We start from the raw sequence: 16,435 nt of genomic DNA, 5'->3' as shown, positions 1-16,435 counted from the left end.
GATGAAACTCGAATCATTCTGGCAAGCCACTGCACCGGTGTTTACCGGCGCAGCGAGTGGATCGCTGCCGTCGGTTGCCGACGTCGTGGTGATTGGCGGCGGTTTTACCGGCATCTCAACCGCACTGAACCTCGCACGACAGGGCATTAACGTGGTGGTGCTGGAAAGTGGCAACGTGATGAGCCAGGCCTCCGCGCGAAATGGCGGACACTGCAATACCGGCGTGTCGCAAAACTTTGCCTCGCTGGTGGCCAGTCAGGGGATCGAGCAGGCCAGTCGTTTCTACCGTGCTTTTGATGACGCCGTGAGTTACGTCCAGCAGCTGGTGCGTGAAGAGCAGATTGATTGCGATTTTCGCCTGTGCGGCAAGCTCAAACTCGCCAGCAAAGCGTCGCACTTCCCGAGCTTACGCAGTGCCTGGCAACTGATGCGCGACACCGTCGATCCGGAAATCGAGCTGATCGGCAAAGATGAGATTCGCCGCGAAGTAGGCAGCGATGCCTTCCATGGCGGCTTACTGCAAAAACGCGGCGGCCAGATGCACATGGGCAAGTTCGGTATTGGCCTCGCCAATGCGGCGGCCCGAGCCGGAGCGAAGATCTTCCCGCATCACGCGGTGACCGGCTTAACGCGTCTGGATGGCTATCGCCATCGTGTCACCACCGCACAAGGCGAAATTATTGCGGAAAAAGTGATGATGGCCACCGGCGTGTCGAATGAGGGGCCGTTCCCATGGTTCCAGCGCCGTATCGTGCCGGTGGGCAGTTTCATCGTGGTGACCGAACCGCTGGGTGATGAGTTACTTAACCAGGTGCTGATCAACGATCGCACTTACGTGACTTCACTGAATATCGGCAACTACTTCCGCACCACCGCCGATCGTCGGTTGGTGTTTGGTGGGCGCGCGCGTTTCGCGGTGAGCAACCCGACCTCGGATACGCGCAGCGGCGAAGTGCTGCGTGCGGCCATGACCGCACTGTTCCCACAGCTGGGCAAATCGCGCATCGATTACTGCTGGGGCGGCATGGTGGACATGACTTCCGATCGCCTGCCGCATGCGGGTGAGCACGATGGCGTGTTCTATTCACTCGGCTATAGCGGCCACGGCACGCAGATGTCGGTGTGGATGGGACGGGTGATGGCCGATTTACTGACCGAAAAACGTAACGAAAATCCCTGGCAGCGCGATGCATGGCCTGCACTGCCCGGTTACCACGGGAAACCCTGGTTTTTGCCTCTCGCGGGGCTGTATTACAAGGCTAAGGATCGGCTCTCCTGATCATTGGCTGCGACCAGAAGCGCAATTTATTGCGCATTGCCTCAGGTCGCACGGAACCAGTGATGATTTTGAAATAAACAACTTTTCATATTGAGGGTGTGCAGATGAGTAAATTCAATAAAGAGTCTGACGCTGTGAATCCGGCCCTGACGCGGATGCTGACCGAAGGGTCAATGTCACGCCGTGGCCTGATGAAGTTGTTGTCTGCCGGTGCAGTGATGAGCAGCGGCCTGATAGGTTTTCCGCAGATGAGTTTTGCGGCTGAAACGCCGGTGAAAGGCGGCAAGATGCGCGCAGCTATGTCGAACGCCTCCGCGACCGACACACTCGACCCGGCCAAAGGCAACAACAGCGGTGACTACACCCGTCAGTTTATGGTTTATAGCGGCCTGACTGAACTCGACCAAAAGCTGGCGATTCAACCTGGCCTGGCGGAATCGGTGGAGTCCACTGACGGTGTCACCTGGCACATCAAACTGCGCAAAGGGGTCACCTTCCACGACGGCAAACCGCTTACCGCCAAAGACGTTATTTACTCACTCAGCCGCCACAAAGACCCTGCTGTCGCCTCCAACGCCTTTAAGCTGGCCGATCAGTTCAAAACCTTTACCGCCGTGAATGACAATGAGGTCACGCTCGAATTGAGTGGCGCCAACTTTGACGTGCCTTACATGCTGGCAAGTGCCCCGTTCCTGATCGTGCAGGATGGCACCAAAGACTTCAGCAAAGGCATTGGCACCGGGCCGTTTAAGCTGAAAGAGTTCTCACCGGGCGTGCGATCAGTCGGCGTGAAGAATCCGAACTACTACAAACCAGGCCTGCCGCATCTGGATGAGATCGAACTGCTGGGTGTGACCGATCAGGCAGCCCGCGTCAATGCGTTGATGTCAGGTGATCTGCACATCGTCTCCACTCTGAGCGCCGCCGACAGTAATCGCCTCAAAGCCACTCAGGATTTTGCCGTGCTGGAAAGCAAGGCGGGGATGTACACCAACCTGATCATCCGCACCGACATGAAGCCGGGCAGCAACGAAGATTTCGTGCTGGCGATGAAGTATCTGCAACCGCGCGACATCGTGCTGAAAACGGTGCTGCAGGGTTATGGCGATATCAGTAACGATACGCCAGTACCGCCGTGGCATCCGCTGTTCAATGCCGATCTCAAACCGCGTCCACTGGATGCCGAAAAAGCCAAATTCCACATTGAGAAAGCCGGGATGAAAGGCGCGACGGTGGAGATCATCACCACGCCAAACATCGAAGGTGCAGTAGAAGGTGGTCAGCTGATCCAGCAGGTGGCGCGAAATACCGGGTTGAACATTAAAGTGCGTCGTGTGCCGTATGACGGCTATTGGTCGACCCACTGGACCAAAGACCCGATAGGTTATGGCTCGATCAACCCACGTCCAACGCTGGATATGCTGTTCTCACAGTTCTATATGTCGAGCGCCGCCAATAACGAATCAGGCTGGAAGAACGATCAGTTTGACCAGTTGGTGGTAGCAGCACGCGGCGAGCGCGATCAGGGCAAACGCAAGCAGATGTACGGTGACATGCAGAAGCTGATCTATGATCACTGTGGCACCATCATCCCAACCTTTATTAGTACCCTCGACGGTTACAGCAAAAAGGTGGGCGGTGTTGAGGCCTGGCCAAGCGGCATGATGATGGGTTACCGCTTCCATGAGTTTGCCTGGCTGAAAGCCTAATCCGTCATCCGTCAGAGGAGAACGCCGATGAACCGATACATGTTGTTTCTGATTGCCCGGCGCGCAGGCGCGGGCATCCTGACCTTGCTTATCGTCTCGGCGGTGGTGTTTTTTATCACCAGCCTGCTGCCCGGCGATGCCGCGCAGATGATTCTGGGGCAAAACGCCACGCCGGAAACGGTGGCGGCGTTACGCCAGCAGCTGGGTCTCGACCAGCCATTATTAATGCGCTACTTCAGCTGGCTCAGTGGGATGCTGCACGGTGACTTCGGCACCTCGTTTGCCAGTCATTTGCCGGTGACGCAGCTGGTGGGGCAGCGTATTCCCGCCACGCTGGAACTGGCGGGCATCACCACGGTGATCTGTGTGCCCCTGGCGCTGGTGATCGGCATTCTTGCGGCGATGAACCGGGGTTCGGCATTGGACCGTTTCCTGGTGATCGCCACCATGGCGACGGTAGCCGTACCGGAGTTTTTGGTGGCGACCGTGGCGGTGTTGATCTTCGCGGTCAAACTGCATTGGGTATCGGCGATGTCGTTTGGCAGCCCCGATATGGATCTGATCAGCTACCTGAAAGCCTACGCACTGCCAGTGCTAACACTGTGCTGCGTGCTGGTGGCGCAGATGGCACGCATGACGCGCGCCGCCATCATTAACCAGCTCGACAGCCCTTATCTTGAAATGGCACTGCTGAAAGGGGTGTCACCCTTGCGTGCAGTGCTGCGTCACGCACTGCCTAACGCGGTGGGTCCGATTGCCAATGCCATTTCGCTCAGCCTGTCTTACCTGTTTGGCGGCGTGATCATTATCGAGTCGATCTTCAGCTATCCCGGCCTCGCCAGTGCGTTGGTGGATGCGGTGAGTAATCGCGATCTGCCGGTGGTGCAACTGTGCGTGATGATGTTTGCCGCCTGTTATCTGGTGCTGCTGCTGATAGCGGATGTGCTGACCATCGCCTTTAACCCGAAATGGAGGAGCTGATGAATAGCTTGCTGCTTCCTGTACGAATCTTTCAGGCGCTATCGATCTCGGGCCGTATCGGCCTGCTGATCTCGCTGTTCTGGCTGGCGATGGCGCTGTTGGGCAACCAGCTGGCACCGCATAACATCGACGATATTGGTGGCGGTCCGATGCTCGGTGGCATGACCGCGGACAACCTGCTCGGCACCGATTATCTCGGACGCGATATCCTCAGTCGTATCTTGTATGGCGCCAAGTTCTCGATCGGCCTGGCGTTAACTGCGGCGCTGGGTGCCAGTTTGATCGGCACCTTGCTGGCTCTGCTGGCGGCAGTAGCCGGACGCTGGCTGGAAGAGCTGCTGGGCCGTATTAACGATGCGATGCTGGTGCTGCCGGGCAAAGTGCTGTCACTGATGATTGTGGCGGTGTTTGGTTCATCGCTGCCGATGCTGATCCTGACGGCGATATTCACCTACTGGCCGGGCGCGTTCCGTATCGCCTTCGCCATGGCCAGTAATCTGCGCAGTATGGATTATGTGCGCGCCTCCCGACTGCGCGGTGAAAGTCGCTGGTACGTGGCGATTCACGACATTCTGCCGAACATGGTGCACCCGATGCTGACCGATTTTGGCCTGCGCTTTGTTTACATCGTGCTGTTGCTGAGTGGCTTGAGCTTCCTGGGCCTGGGCGTGCAACCGCCGTATGCCGATTGGGGTACGCTGGTGCGCGAAAATCTGCAGGGCCTGTTTAATGGATCGCCCGCCGTGCTGATGCCTGCGGTCGCCATTGCCAGCCTGACCATTGGTGCCAACCTGTTTATCGACAGCCTGCAGCAGATGCGCCCGTTGACGCTGGCGAAGGAGGGAGCATGAACGTGACACCACATACTGCTATGCCAGTGATTTCGGTCGAAAACCTGCGCGTCACCGCGGAGACCGACAAAGGTGAAGAGATCGATCTGGTTTCAGACATCCGTTTTACCGTACAAAAAGGCGAAGTGCTGGCGCTGATTGGGGAGTCGGGATCGGGCAAAACCACCATCGCGATGGCGTTGATGGGCTACGCACGCCACGGTTGTCGCATCGCTGACGGCATCATCCATATGGCGGGCACCGACGTGCGCAGCTTATCGCCGGGGCAGCTGCGCGAATTTCGTGGCAACAAGGTGGCCTACATCGCCCAGAGTGCGGCGGCGTCGTTTAACCCCGGTATGCGTATTATCGATCAGGTGATCGAACCGGTGGTGATTCACGGCACCATGAAGCGCAAAGCGGCGAAAGAGAAGGCGGTTTCGCTGTTTCGTGAGCTGGCATTACCGAATCCTGACACCATTGGCGATCGCTTCCCGCATCAGGTTTCCGGCGGTCAGCTGCAGCGCCTGATGACGGCGATGGCGCTGATTGGCGATCCTGACGTGGTGATCCTCGACGAGCCGACTACCGCCCTGGATGTCACGACACAGGTTGAAGTGCTAAAAGCGTTTCGTCGAGTGGTGGCACAGCGCGGCGTCACAGCTATCTATGTCAGTCACGATCTGGCAGTGGTGGCTCAGATGGCCGACCGCATTCTGGTGCTGCTGCGCGGCAAAATGGCCGAGTACGGCACCACTGAGCGGCTGATTGGCGCACCCCAGGCAGAATATACCCAACTGTTGATGGCCGCGGCGCGTCAGAATGAGCGCGAAAGCAGCTGGACCTGCGCGGAAGCCGATGCGCAACCGTTAATGGAAGTGCGCGACCTCAGTGCCGGTTATGGCCCACGTGACAGCGAAGGGAAACCGAAAGCGCTGATTCTGGAGGACATCAACCTCAAGCTGTGGAAAGGGCAGGCGATTGGCATCATCGGCGAGTCGGGTTCCGGTAAAACCACGCTGGCACATGCCATTGCCGGGCTCAATGCGCCGAGCCACGGTCATATTCTGTTTAATGGTCACTATATCAACGGCGATATGCATAAGCGCCCGGATAACGAACTGCGTCGTATCCAGTATGTGTTCCAGATGGCAGACACCGCGCTCAATCCGGCACACAGCGTCGAGCGGATTCTTTCTCGTCCGCTGACGTTGTTCCACGGATTGAAAGGGCCGGAACTGCAGCGCCGTCTGCATCAACTGCTGGATCTGGTGAAACTGCCGCGGACGGTATTGTGGCGACGTCCCTGGGCGTTGTCGGGTGGTCAGAAGCAGCGCGTCAATCTGGCGCGTGCGCTGGCGGCGGAGCCGGATCTGATTCTGTGTGATGAAGTGACTTCGGCACTGGATACCGTGGTTGCCGCTGCCGTGCTGGATCTGATCAGCGAACTGCGCCGCGAGCTGGGATTGTCGGTGCTGTTTATCAGTCATGACATGCACGCGGTACGCGCCGTCTGTGACGACATAGTAGTGATGAAATCCGGTCGCATCGTGACGCAGATTTCCCGTGCTGATTATGATAAACCCACCAGTGAGCTTTATTTCGAACGCCTGAAGCGGGCCGTACCGGAATTGCGTCAAGGCTGGCTGGATGAGCATGAAGAAGTGCTGAAGGCAGAATAAAAATCCCGGCATTATTAGCGGCGCGATTCATCGCGCATCTCAATGGCGAAAACGTTCGCACAATAAATTGCGCCGCTACGTTGCTGGTGTGTTTTACAAGAAAGGAGCAGCAAATGATCACATTACGCGCCATGACGCAGGATGATATTGAACATGGCTATGCCATCACCCAACAGCTGAAATGGCCGCACCGCCGCGAAGACTGGCAGCAGGCGCTGGCGCTGGGTGAAGGTGTGGTGGCGGAAGAGCAGGGTAAATTTGTCGGCAGTGCCTTTGGCTGGCGCTGGGGAGAGAGCGCGGCAACCATTGGGTTGGTGGTGGTGAATCCTGAGTGCCAGGGACGCGGTATCGGCAAGCAGCTGATGCTGGCGGTGATGGAGAAATACCCGGATTGCGTGATTCGCCTGCATGCTACCGAAATGGGCCAGGGGCTGTACGAAAAGCTGGGTTTTGTGGTGAAAGGCACCATTCAGCAGCACCAGACGCGTGAGCTGGCAACGGTGCCCGCCGTCAATATCCCGACAGGGTTAACGCTGCGCAATGCTGAGGCCGATGACGTTGAATTGCTCACTGAGTTGGACCATCAGGCGCACGGCATGTGGCGCCCGCAATTGATGCAAACGCTTGTTGCCGATCACCAGACGGTATTACTGCAAGACCCGCAGCAGCAGGTACAGGGCTTTGCCAGCCTGCGCCGTTTTGGTCACGGCTGGGCGATTGGCCCGGTGATTGCGCGCAACATTGAGGTCGCGCAGGCGCTGGTGGCCGCGCTGATGCAAGGGCTGGGCGGTGAGTTTATCCGCATCGACACCGACAGCGCGCTGCCACTGGCAAGCTGGCTGGAGAGCCTGGGTTTGGTCAAGGTAGATGCGCCGACCACCATGTATCGGGGAATGCCGTGGTCACCGCAACATGGTGAGATGCAGGCGTTTGGGTTGATGACCCAGGCGATGGCCTGATGCATATCGTTTATAAATCTGAAGCCACGCGCGGTGCGCACTGGCAGCGCTGGCTGGCCGAACATGCGCCGGATGTGCAGATGCATATCTGGCCGGATGTCGGTGACGCCGAGCAGGTCGAACTGCTGGTGGCCTGGCAGCCACCCGAAGAGGTAATGAACACCTTCCCCAACCTGAAAGCATTGTTGTCAGTGGGGGCCGGAGCCGATCAGTTTGATCTCTGCCAGTTGCCGCCAGACCTGCCGGTGGTGCGCATGATTGAACCCGGTCTGACGCAGGGCATGGTGGAGTACGTCACCTTTGCCGTGCTGGGATTACATCGCGACATGCCGCGCTATTTCCAGCAGCAACGGGCGGCACAATGGCAAACCCACCCGATTCGCACCGCTAACCAGCGTCGAGTTGGTGTGATGGGCCTGGGAGAACTCGGTCAGGCATCGTTGAAACAACTGGCGTCGCTGGGGTTTGACTGCGCAGGCTGGAGTCGCACACCTCGTGAACTTGATGGCGTGCGTTGCTGGCATGGCGCAGAGCAGCTCGGTGAGTTTCTGGCACACAGTGACATTTTGGTGTGCCTGCTACCGCTCACTGACAGCACCCGGGGCTTACTCAATACCGAACTGTTTGCACAGCTGCCACCCGGCGCCGCGTTGGTGCAGGTCGGACGCGGTCCGCAGTTGAACGATGCCGATCTGCTGACGGCGTTGGGCAGCGGGCAACTCAGCGCAGCGGTGATTGATGTCACTGACCCTGAACCTTTACCACCTGAACACCCTTTTTGGCAGCATCCGGCTATCTGGCTGACACCGCACATTGCCAGCCAGACGCAAACTGACAGTGCCGTGGCGGCACTACTCGAGAACCTGCGTCGCTATCAACGCGGCGAACCGATGGTCGGCCTTATCGATCGCAACCGGGGATACTGATATGCAACTGGATCAATTAGTCGCTCTGCGACGGGATCTGCACGCCCATCCCGAGCTGGGCTATCAGGAATATCGCACCAGTGACATTGTGGCGCAGGTGCTGCAGGAGCACGGTATTGAGGTGCATCGCGGCTTGGGAAAAACCGGAGTGGTGGGTGTACTCAAACGTGGGAATAGCCCACGCATGATAGGTTTGCGTGCGGACATGGATGCGCTGCCGATGCAGGATAACGGCACCCAGGCGTGGAAAAGTGTGCATGACAATATCTGCCATGCCTGCGGTCATGACGGTCACACGGTGATGCTGCTGGGCGCGGCTATCCAGTTGGCCCAGCAGGGCGATTTTGACGGTACGCTGGTGTTTATCTTCCAGCCAGCGGAAGAAGGTTTATCCGGCGCGAAGGCGATGATTGATGACGGTCTGTTCCAGCAATTCCCTTGCGATGCAGTATTCGCCCTGCATAACTGGCCTGAACTGCCTCTGGGCGAAGTGCAGACGCGGCCGGGTGCCATCATGGCGGCGGCGGATCGTTTTGATATCACGGTAAAGGGCGGTGGCGGGCATGCGGCACAGCCACACCTGACGCGTGACACTTTGCTGGCCACCAGTGAGCTGGTGGTACAGCTCAACACGCTGGTGGCGCGCGCGCTTGATCCGTGCGAGCCGGGTTTGCTGACGGTGACGCGCATGCAGGGCGGCTTCTCACACAATATGATTCCAGCGGAAGCCAGTATCACCGGCACGGTACGTACATTCAGCCCAGCGGCGCAGGACATCATTGAAAGCCGCCTGCGTGAAATGGCGCAACATGTCACGGCGGCACACGGTCTGCAGGCAGAGGTGAGCTATCTGCGTTATTACCCGGCCACGGTCAATCATGCGGGTGCTGCACAAGTGGCGCTGGATGCCCTGCATGAGGCGGGCATCCCTGCTGAACAAGCCAGACAACCCGCACTCACCTCCGAAGATTTTGCCTTTATGCTGCAGGCTAAACCCGGTGCCTATCTGTGGGTCGGCTCGGCACCGAGCCGGCCGCTGCATCACTCTTCCTACGACTTTAACGACGCACTGATCCCGCACGGTATTCAGACTTTGACGGCCATCGCCCGCCACGCGCTGCGTGCAGAATTTCCCTGCTGATTGGCAGATGATTTTGAAACGAAATGCTGCTGCCATACCGATTACGGCAGCGTGAGAAACCAACGGGTTGCGATACTTGAGCCAACCGAACGTTACGTGGATGAGGATTTTTACAATGCAGAATGTCATGGCGGAGCAGCAAACCTATACCGATAACGGCCTGTTACTGGATGCACGTGAGAAGAACGTGCCACGTGGTGTGGTCACCGCGCATCCGTTGGTGATTGAGCGGGCGAAAGGCAGTGAAGTGTGGGACGTCGAGGGTAATCGCTATCTCGATTTTGTCGGCGGGATTGGCGTGCTCAATGTGGGGCACAATCACCCGGCGGTAGTGAATGCGGTGACGAAACAGCTCGGGCTGGTATCACACGCCTGTTTCCAGGTTGTCGCCTATCCAGGTTACATCGAACTGGCACAGCGCCTGAATGCGCTGGTTGGCAACGGTGAGGCCTTTAAAAGCGTGTTCTTCACCAGCGGTGCGGAAGCGGTAGAGAATGCGGTGAAGATTGCCCGTGCGCACACCAATCGCAGTGGCATTATCGCCTTTGATGGCGCGTTCCATGGCCGTACGCTGCTGGGCTGTACGCTGACCGGTATGAGCCAGCCTTACAAACAGAACTTCGGACCCTTCGCATCAGAGGTTTACCGTTTACCCTATCCTAACGCTTACCACGGCGTGAGCGATGATGACTGCCTGCAAGCATTGGAGCAGCTGTTTGCCGTGCAGATCCTGCCGGAGCGTGTGGCCGCGATCATCATTGAGCCTGTTCAGGGCGACGGTGGCTTCCTGCCAGCGGGCGCGAACTTTATGCAGGCGCTGCGTCGCATCACCGAAAAACACGGCATTGTGCTGATTCTCGACGAAGTGCAGACCGGCTTTGGTCGCACCGGCACCATGTTTGCTTTCCAACAGCTGGGCATCACGCCAGATTTAGTCACGGTGGCGAAGAGCCTCGGTGGCGGTCTGCCGATTTCCGGCGTGGTAGGCAAAGCAGCCATCATGGATGCGCCACTCCCTGGCGGTCTGGGTGGCACTTACGGCGGTAACGCATTGGGTTGTGCTGCGGCACTGGCGGTGCTCGATTTGCTGGAGCATGACAATCTGCTGGCACGCAGTAATCAACTGGGCGAACAACTCAACGCGCGGTTACGGCAGTTGGCGGAAAAGTACGCCTGCATCGGTGAGGTACGTGGCGTAGGCTTTATGCAGGCCGTGGAGATCATCGACTTCGAAACTAAACGCCCTGACGCAGCGATGACGCAAAAGATTCTCGATAGTGCCTGCCAGGAAGGTCTGTTGCTGATTAAGTGCGGCTTACACCGCAACGTGGTGCGCTTCCTCGCGCCACTGGTGACTACGGATTCTCAACTGGAAGAAGCGTTACATATCTTTGATATTGCGCTGGCACGGGCGAGCGGTCGCTTAGGATAAATCCCGCTTCCTCATTGATATTTCTGGAATTATTCACTGGACCAAAATAAAACGTGGTGCGCGCTGACGCTAGCGCCGCCACGTCAAAGCGTGATATACCATCGTAACAACCTGCGCGATTGGTCAACAATGAGGGGTGCTATGAACGGCTTAATGAAACTCGACCGCATCGACATCAACATTCTGGTGCAATTACAAAATGATGGCCGTATCAGTAACGTCAATCTCGCCGACGCCGTAGGACTCTCGCCCAGCCCTTGTTTACAACGGGTGAAACGCCTGGAGCAGGCCGGGTTCATTACCGGATATGAAGCCCACATCAATCTGACCAAAATTACCGATTCCGTCACGGTGTTTACCGAAGTGACGCTCTCAGGCCATCGCCGCGAAGATTTTATGAAATTCGAAAATTCGGTTCGCGATGTGGATGAGCTGATGGAGTGTCATCTGATCACCGGCGGCTACGACTATTTGCTGCGCTTTATTACCCGCAGCATTGAGCATTACCAGGAAGTGATTGAGAAGATGCTCGACGCGCAGATCGGCATCGATAAATACTTCAGTTATATCGTGATCAAATCCCCGATCATGAAAAGCACGGTCCCCCTGCGATCGCTGATTGCTAAGCATAACTCAGTTGATTTTAGTGTCTGATGTCCCCTCATGAGACCTTCTCCCGTTGTGGGAGAAGGGATCCACTAAGCCCTGCACTGACGATACTGGAATGTGATTCTCCGCCCCCTCAGATCCTATTTTTTCGTTTCAGCTAACCTCGCCATTGGAATGTAGCCCGCTGCATCGATTGGCGCGGTTGCTCGCGGGTGGGAGAGGGCGGCAACACGTGGCTTGACCCTACAGCATAAAATTTCTTCTCTGCCGTAAATTCCCTTTATCTTTACTGTTCAGGTCGTGGCTTCACGCGCGCCCGGTTCCTGCATATCCGTACACTCAATTTATCGCTTTACAAGGAGTTGCCATGACTACATTAACCCTTGTCGATCATCAATGGCAGCGCGACGAGTTCACCATTTCTACCGAACGTCAGCGCCTTGATATGGATTACATTCACCAGCAATTGACTGAAAAGTCTTACTGGGCCAACGCGCAGCCCCGCGCCAAAACCGAGCGCGCATTTGCCGGTTCGTTGCCGTTTGGTGTTTACCATCAGCAACAGCAGATTGGCTTCGCGCGACTGGTGACGGATTACACCCGCTTCGGCTGGCTGTGCGATGTGATGATTGATGAAAACTGGCGGGGTCATGGTCTGGGTAGCTGGCTGGCGACCTGTGTGCGAGCACACCCGGAACTCGCCACCGTGCACCGCTGGATGCTCTCCACTAATGATGCCCATCAGCTGTATCAACGCCTTGGCTGGCGAGTGGTGCAGGATCCACAAAAACTGATGGAATTTCCTCTCTCCTGATAACGGAGTTTTCATACCATGGGTTACCGCGTTGGCGTTGATATTGGCGGATCCTTTACGGATTTCGCCGTGCTGGATGAACAAACCAATCAGATTCATACCTTAAAAGTGCTGTCGCGACCGGATCAGCCGGGCAGCGAAATCCTCACCGGATTGTCGCAGTTGCAGCAGCGTGACGGTATTGAACCGCAGCATATTGACTACTTTACCCACGGCACCACCGTGGGGATCAACGCGGTCATCCAGCGACGTGGCGTGCGGCTGGCGCTGTTTGCCACCGAGGGATTTTGCGATGTGCTGGAGCTGGCGCGTCTTAAAATTCCCCATATTCACGATCTCTTTTCGCGACGTCCGGCACCGTTGATTACCCGCGATCGGGTGTTCGCCATCAAAGAGCGCACGGACCGCCACGGCACCGTGTTGCAGCCAGTGGATCGGCAAAGCGTGCTGGAAGCCATCGAACAGGCGCGTGCGTCAGGTTGCCAGGGAATCGTGGTGTCGCTGCTGCACAGCTATCGCAACCGTCACAACGAAGCGGCAGTCAAAGCCATTATCGATGAGGTGGCGCCTGAACTGCTCACCTCTTGCTCCGCCGACATATGGCCGATCATCCGAGAATATGAGCGCACCATAACCGCCACCATCAATGCTTACGTGCAGCCGATGGTGATTCACTATCTGGAATCCTTTGAACGGGCGTTGCACACCATGGGCGTGAAGCCGCCGCCGCGTATCACCAAGTCCAACGGTGGCGTGATGGGCGTGGAGCAGGCAAAAAGTGAATGTGTGCAGATGGTGTTGTCCGGCACGGCTTCGGGCGTGATCGGGGCCAGCTTCCTCGCCAGCGCCTGCGGCTTCGACAAGATTCTTAGCCTTGATATTGGTGGCACCAGCGCGGACGTGGCGGTGATCGTTGATGGTCAAGTGGCACAGGGCAACGGTGAAATCATCGGTGATTTCCCGATCTATATTCCGTCAGTGGCAGTCACCTCAGTAGGCCAGGGCGGCGGTTCGCTGGCGTGGGTCGATAATCAGGGCGTGCTGCAAATGGGCCCTGACAGCGCCGGATCGCTGCCCGGACCGGTGTGTTTCCAGCGCGGAGGAACGCAACCGACGGCGACCGATGCCTTTGCAGCCTGCGGGATGATCGGCCATGGCGATCTTGGTTACAACGCGGTGAAAGTCGATGTTGCTGCCGCGCGTGCTGCCTGGCAGCCGCTGGCGGATCAACTGGGCATCACGGTGGAAGAGACGGCGGAAACCGCTATCGAACTGGCGATCTCCAGTATGTACGGTGATACCAGCGGATTGCTGTCGCGCTTTGGGCTGGATCCGCGTGAATTCTGGTTCCTCGCCTTTGGCGGCGCGGGCCCGATGATGGGCTGTTTCCTTGCGCGTGAACTCAATATGAAAGGGGTGATCGTGCCACCTACGCCGGGTGTGCTGTCGGCGCTGGGTGGTCTGGTAGCCGATATCCGCAATGATTTTATTCGCACGCTCTACAGCGATCTTGATGCCGCGCTGGCTGACACTCTGGCGACCGAAGCGGAGGCGCTGAGCCAGCGTGCGCGAGCGTGGCTGAGCGAACAACACGGCGCTCAGATGCCGTTTAGCCTGCATTACAGCGCCGATATGCGCTATCGCGGCCAGTCGTTTGAGATCGAAGTGGCGCTGGAGCCGGAGTGGTTAGCGCAGGCGAATGGGGTTGCGTTACATCAGGCTTTTGATCGCCAGCATCAGCAGTTGTTTGGTCACTTTGATGCCAGTGCGCCGGTGCAGATTATCAACCTGCGTTTAGTTATCGCCTCACCGACACCGAAGCCCACGCTGAACCATTTACCCGCCGCGACGGCGCCCGTTGACGTTGCGAAACGCGTCAGCGCATGGATCGATGGCGCATCACATCAGGTGGATGTGGTATTGCGCGCCAGCTTGCGTGCCGGACATCATTTGAGCGGCCCGGTGATCATCGCACAGGACGACTGCACCACCTGCGTCCCGCCTAAAATGCAGGTGGACGTGGATACCTTTGGCAACCTGCTGATCACCCCTGTGGAGGCGCACTAATATGGCGATTGACGGACGTAACCTGCAAATTCTCGCGAACTACTGTGCCGCCGCTGCGGATGCCATGGCCTTTACCCTGATGCGCACCGCACACTCGACCTTCGTCAAAGAGACCGAGGATTTTTCCTGCCAGATTGTCAGCCGTGACGGCATGGCGTTCGCCTCGCCGCGCAGCTTTGGCGCGCCCTGGTATAGCGGCATCGATTACGGTCCGGTACTGGCGTTAATCGATCATTATGAAGAGGGTGATATCTGCATCACCAATGATTCCTATGCAGGCAACGTGGCGACGCACTCACCGGATATTCATATCTGGAAGCCGGTGTTCCACAGCGGCGAGATTGTCTGTTTTGTGGTGGGGCACATCCACAATACCGACGTAGGTGGCGCGGTGCCGGCTTCGCTGTCACGTTCGCTGACCGATATCGTGCAGGAAGGGATTCGCATTCCACCGTTGAAAATTGTGCGCAACGGTGAATTGAATGAAGAAGTCGCCAGCATTATGCGCCTCAACGTGCGCGTGCCAGATCAAAACTGGGGCGATTTCAAAGCGCAGATTGCCTCGGTAAACGTGGGCGAGCGCAAGATCCATGACATCATCGCGCGTTTTGGTGTTGAGGATTTCCTGCGGGGCATTGAAGGCATTCTGGACTACGCCGAAGCCCAGGCGCGCAGCATTATCGCCACCATTCCGGATGGTGAATACTTCTATGCCGACTTTGCCGACGAAGATGGTGAAGGGGGCTATCCGTGCCGCGTAGCGATTACGCTGCGTATCACCGGTGACACGCTGGAACTGGATTATACCGGCAGCGATCCACAGCTGGCTTCCTCACTGAATATGCCCACGGGTGGCCGTGAACGACATCCGCTGGCGCTGGTGGGGGTGACTTATGTGCTCTCAACGCTGGATCGCAATCTACTGCTCAATGCAGGCACCTTGCGCCCGACGCGCGCCATTCTGCCTCCGGGTACCGTAATGAACTGTGAAGCCCCAGCAGCAGTGGGCATGCGTTCGCTGACCTGTGCGCTGTCGCAGATTGCCACCATTGGCGTGTTCTCCCAGGCGTTGCCCGATCGCTTACCGGCTAACTCACCCGGCGGCAACTCGATCATGAATATTCGCACCAGTGACAGCCAGAACCGCAGTGTGGTGGCTTCGCTCGGTCCGGTCGGCGGTGGTGCGGGCGGTACGCCACGTCATGATGGCCCGGATGGTTCAGGTGGGTTATCGGCGTTTCTGAAAAACACGCCCATTGAAATCAACGAGGCAGAAGTGCCGATCCATTTCCATCGCTATGGGCTGGCGGCAGACAGTGCCGGTGCCGGGCGCTATCGCGGTGGCCTGGCGACGGAAATGGCGTTTGAAGTCACCGCGCCCAATACCACGGTGACCGCCCGTAATCGCAACCGATCGGTGTTTGCTTCGGCCGGCGTGCTGGGCGGTGAGTCGGGGGCATTGTCGCACTTCCGCACGCTGCGTGACGGCGAGGCCATCGAGCACGGCAACACCGATGTGATCCGTTGCCAGCCGGGTGACATCGTTGAAGTGCGCGGCCCGGGCGCGGGGGGTTATGGCCTGCCGGTAGAACGCGATCCGGCGGCGGTGCTGCAGGATGTGCGCTGCGGTTTCGTCTCGATTCAAGTGGCACGCGATAGCTATGGTGTGGCGATGGTTGAGGGTGAGGTGGATCAGGCTAAGACAGCACGTTTGCGTGCCGGGATGCACACTGAAGCCCGACAGCACTTTGATCACGGCCCGGCCCGCACGGCATTTGAACAGCTATGGACACCGGCACGTTATGCACTGCTCACGGCGTTTCTGGCTGCCGCACCGATCGGCTGGCGACACTTCCTCAAGCAGCAGGTGTTTGCGGCGGTCGCAGCTGATGCCCAACCAGCCGCACTTGAGGCGCAGATGCAGGCTATCTTTCAAAATCTGCAACAGCGCTATCCGGCGATGATGAACCGGCCGCACTAAGCGATCTCTCCCATTATTCAAGGTC

Annotated in this window: 13 protein-coding genes; all 13 read left to right on the top strand. The window is 57.7% G+C overall.

All coding sequences use genetic code 11. The features are described from left to right. The first annotated feature begins 1 nt into the window (after position 1). The 13 genes from ACXI0A_RS14085 to ACXI0A_RS14025 all read left to right on the top strand — a co-directional run bounded on the left by ACXI0A_RS14085 (position 2) and on the right by ACXI0A_RS14025 (position 16,410). Positions 2 to 1,279: an FAD-dependent oxidoreductase gene (locus ACXI0A_RS14085; RefSeq protein WP_476148210.1), complete on the top strand. Its 1,278-nt coding sequence runs from the start codon at positions 2 to 4 to the stop codon at positions 1,277 to 1,279. Positions 1,280 to 1,383: 104 nt separating this feature from the next. Beyond that, positions 1,384 to 2,988, top strand: a complete 1,605-nt coding sequence (locus ACXI0A_RS14080) for an ABC transporter substrate-binding protein (RefSeq protein WP_476148212.1) — start codon at positions 1,384 to 1,386, stop codon at positions 2,986 to 2,988. A 27-nt stretch (positions 2,989 to 3,015) separates the two neighbouring features. Continuing rightward, entirely contained in the window at positions 3,016 to 3,969 is a 954-nt protein-coding gene (locus tag ACXI0A_RS14075; protein ID WP_476148214.1) for an ABC transporter permease subunit, read from the top strand. Continuing rightward, the gene (locus ACXI0A_RS14070) at positions 3,969 to 4,820 is read left to right on the top strand and encodes an ABC transporter permease (RefSeq protein WP_224931447.1); all 852 of its coding nucleotides are present in this window, start codon (positions 3,969 to 3,971) and stop codon (positions 4,818 to 4,820) included. The genes ACXI0A_RS14075 and ACXI0A_RS14070 overlap by 1 nt, the downstream gene beginning before the upstream one ends. Then, complete coding sequence (locus ACXI0A_RS14065) at positions 4,817 to 6,481, top strand: ATP-binding cassette domain-containing protein (protein ID WP_476148216.1); 1,665 nt, start codon at positions 4,817 to 4,819, stop codon at positions 6,479 to 6,481. The genes ACXI0A_RS14070 and ACXI0A_RS14065 overlap by 4 nt, the downstream gene beginning before the upstream one ends. A gap of 113 nt (positions 6,482 to 6,594) precedes the next feature. After that, positions 6,595 to 7,440, top strand: a complete 846-nt coding sequence (locus tag ACXI0A_RS14060; RefSeq protein WP_476148218.1) for a GNAT family N-acetyltransferase — start codon at positions 6,595 to 6,597, stop codon at positions 7,438 to 7,440. Next, entirely contained in the window at positions 7,440 to 8,366 is a 927-nt protein-coding gene (locus tag ACXI0A_RS14055; protein WP_476148220.1) for an NAD(P)-dependent oxidoreductase, read from the top strand. The genes ACXI0A_RS14060 and ACXI0A_RS14055 overlap by 1 nt, the downstream gene beginning before the upstream one ends. Before the next feature lie 7 nt (positions 8,367 to 8,373). Then, positions 8,374 to 9,507 (top strand): amidohydrolase, encoded by a 1,134-nt coding sequence (locus ACXI0A_RS14050; RefSeq protein ID WP_476151038.1) that lies wholly within the window; start codon positions 8,374 to 8,376, stop codon positions 9,505 to 9,507. A gap of 115 nt (positions 9,508 to 9,622) precedes the next feature. Beyond that, positions 9,623 to 10,939 (top strand): 4-aminobutyrate--2-oxoglutarate transaminase, encoded by a 1,317-nt coding sequence (gene gabT, locus ACXI0A_RS14045; protein ID WP_224931454.1) that lies wholly within the window; start codon positions 9,623 to 9,625, stop codon positions 10,937 to 10,939. Positions 10,940 to 11,080: 141 nt separating this feature from the next. Next, complete coding sequence (locus ACXI0A_RS14040) at positions 11,081 to 11,593, top strand: winged helix-turn-helix transcriptional regulator (RefSeq protein ID WP_476148222.1); 513 nt, start codon at positions 11,081 to 11,083, stop codon at positions 11,591 to 11,593. Between the two features lie 322 nt (positions 11,594 to 11,915). Continuing rightward, positions 11,916 to 12,362: a GNAT family N-acetyltransferase gene (locus ACXI0A_RS14035; RefSeq protein ID WP_224931456.1), complete on the top strand. Its 447-nt coding sequence runs from the start codon at positions 11,916 to 11,918 to the stop codon at positions 12,360 to 12,362. An 18-nt stretch (positions 12,363 to 12,380) separates the two neighbouring features. Next, positions 12,381 to 14,429: a hydantoinase/oxoprolinase family protein gene (locus ACXI0A_RS14030; RefSeq protein ID WP_476148225.1), complete on the top strand. Its 2,049-nt coding sequence runs from the start codon at positions 12,381 to 12,383 to the stop codon at positions 14,427 to 14,429. A gap of 1 nt (position 14,430) precedes the next feature. Continuing rightward, a complete protein-coding gene (locus tag ACXI0A_RS14025) occupies positions 14,431 to 16,410 on the top strand; it encodes a hydantoinase B/oxoprolinase family protein (RefSeq protein ID WP_476148227.1) in 1,980 nt (659 codons plus the stop codon). Positions 16,411 to 16,435: the final 25 nt, after the last annotated feature.

It is taken from the genome of Pantoea sp. C1E2, from assembly GCF_056491465.1.
Note: the sequence above shows the minus strand (reverse complement) of the source record. Positions and strands in the feature narration are given on the sequence as shown.

Coding starts and splice junctions, on each gene's coding strand:
- ACXI0A_RS14085 (WP_476148210.1), top strand. CDS start 2: ATGAAACTCGAATCATTCTGGCAAGCCACTGCACCGGTGTTTACCGGC.
- ACXI0A_RS14080 (WP_476148212.1), top strand. CDS start 1,384: ATGAGTAAATTCAATAAAGAGTCTGACGCTGTGAATCCGGCCCTGACG.
- ACXI0A_RS14075 (WP_476148214.1), top strand. CDS start 3,016: ATGAACCGATACATGTTGTTTCTGATTGCCCGGCGCGCAGGCGCGGGC.
- ACXI0A_RS14070 (WP_224931447.1), top strand. CDS start 3,969: ATGAATAGCTTGCTGCTTCCTGTACGAATCTTTCAGGCGCTATCGATC.
- ACXI0A_RS14065 (WP_476148216.1), top strand. CDS start 4,817: ATGAACGTGACACCACATACTGCTATGCCAGTGATTTCGGTCGAAAAC.
- ACXI0A_RS14060 (WP_476148218.1), top strand. CDS start 6,595: ATGATCACATTACGCGCCATGACGCAGGATGATATTGAACATGGCTAT.
- ACXI0A_RS14055 (WP_476148220.1), top strand. CDS start 7,440: ATGCATATCGTTTATAAATCTGAAGCCACGCGCGGTGCGCACTGGCAG.
- gabT (WP_224931454.1), top strand. CDS start 9,623: ATGCAGAATGTCATGGCGGAGCAGCAAACCTATACCGATAACGGCCTG.
- ACXI0A_RS14040 (WP_476148222.1), top strand. CDS start 11,081: ATGAACGGCTTAATGAAACTCGACCGCATCGACATCAACATTCTGGTG.
- ACXI0A_RS14035 (WP_224931456.1), top strand. CDS start 11,916: ATGACTACATTAACCCTTGTCGATCATCAATGGCAGCGCGACGAGTTC.
- ACXI0A_RS14030 (WP_476148225.1), top strand. CDS start 12,381: ATGGGTTACCGCGTTGGCGTTGATATTGGCGGATCCTTTACGGATTTC.
- ACXI0A_RS14025 (WP_476148227.1), top strand. CDS start 14,431: ATGGCGATTGACGGACGTAACCTGCAAATTCTCGCGAACTACTGTGCC.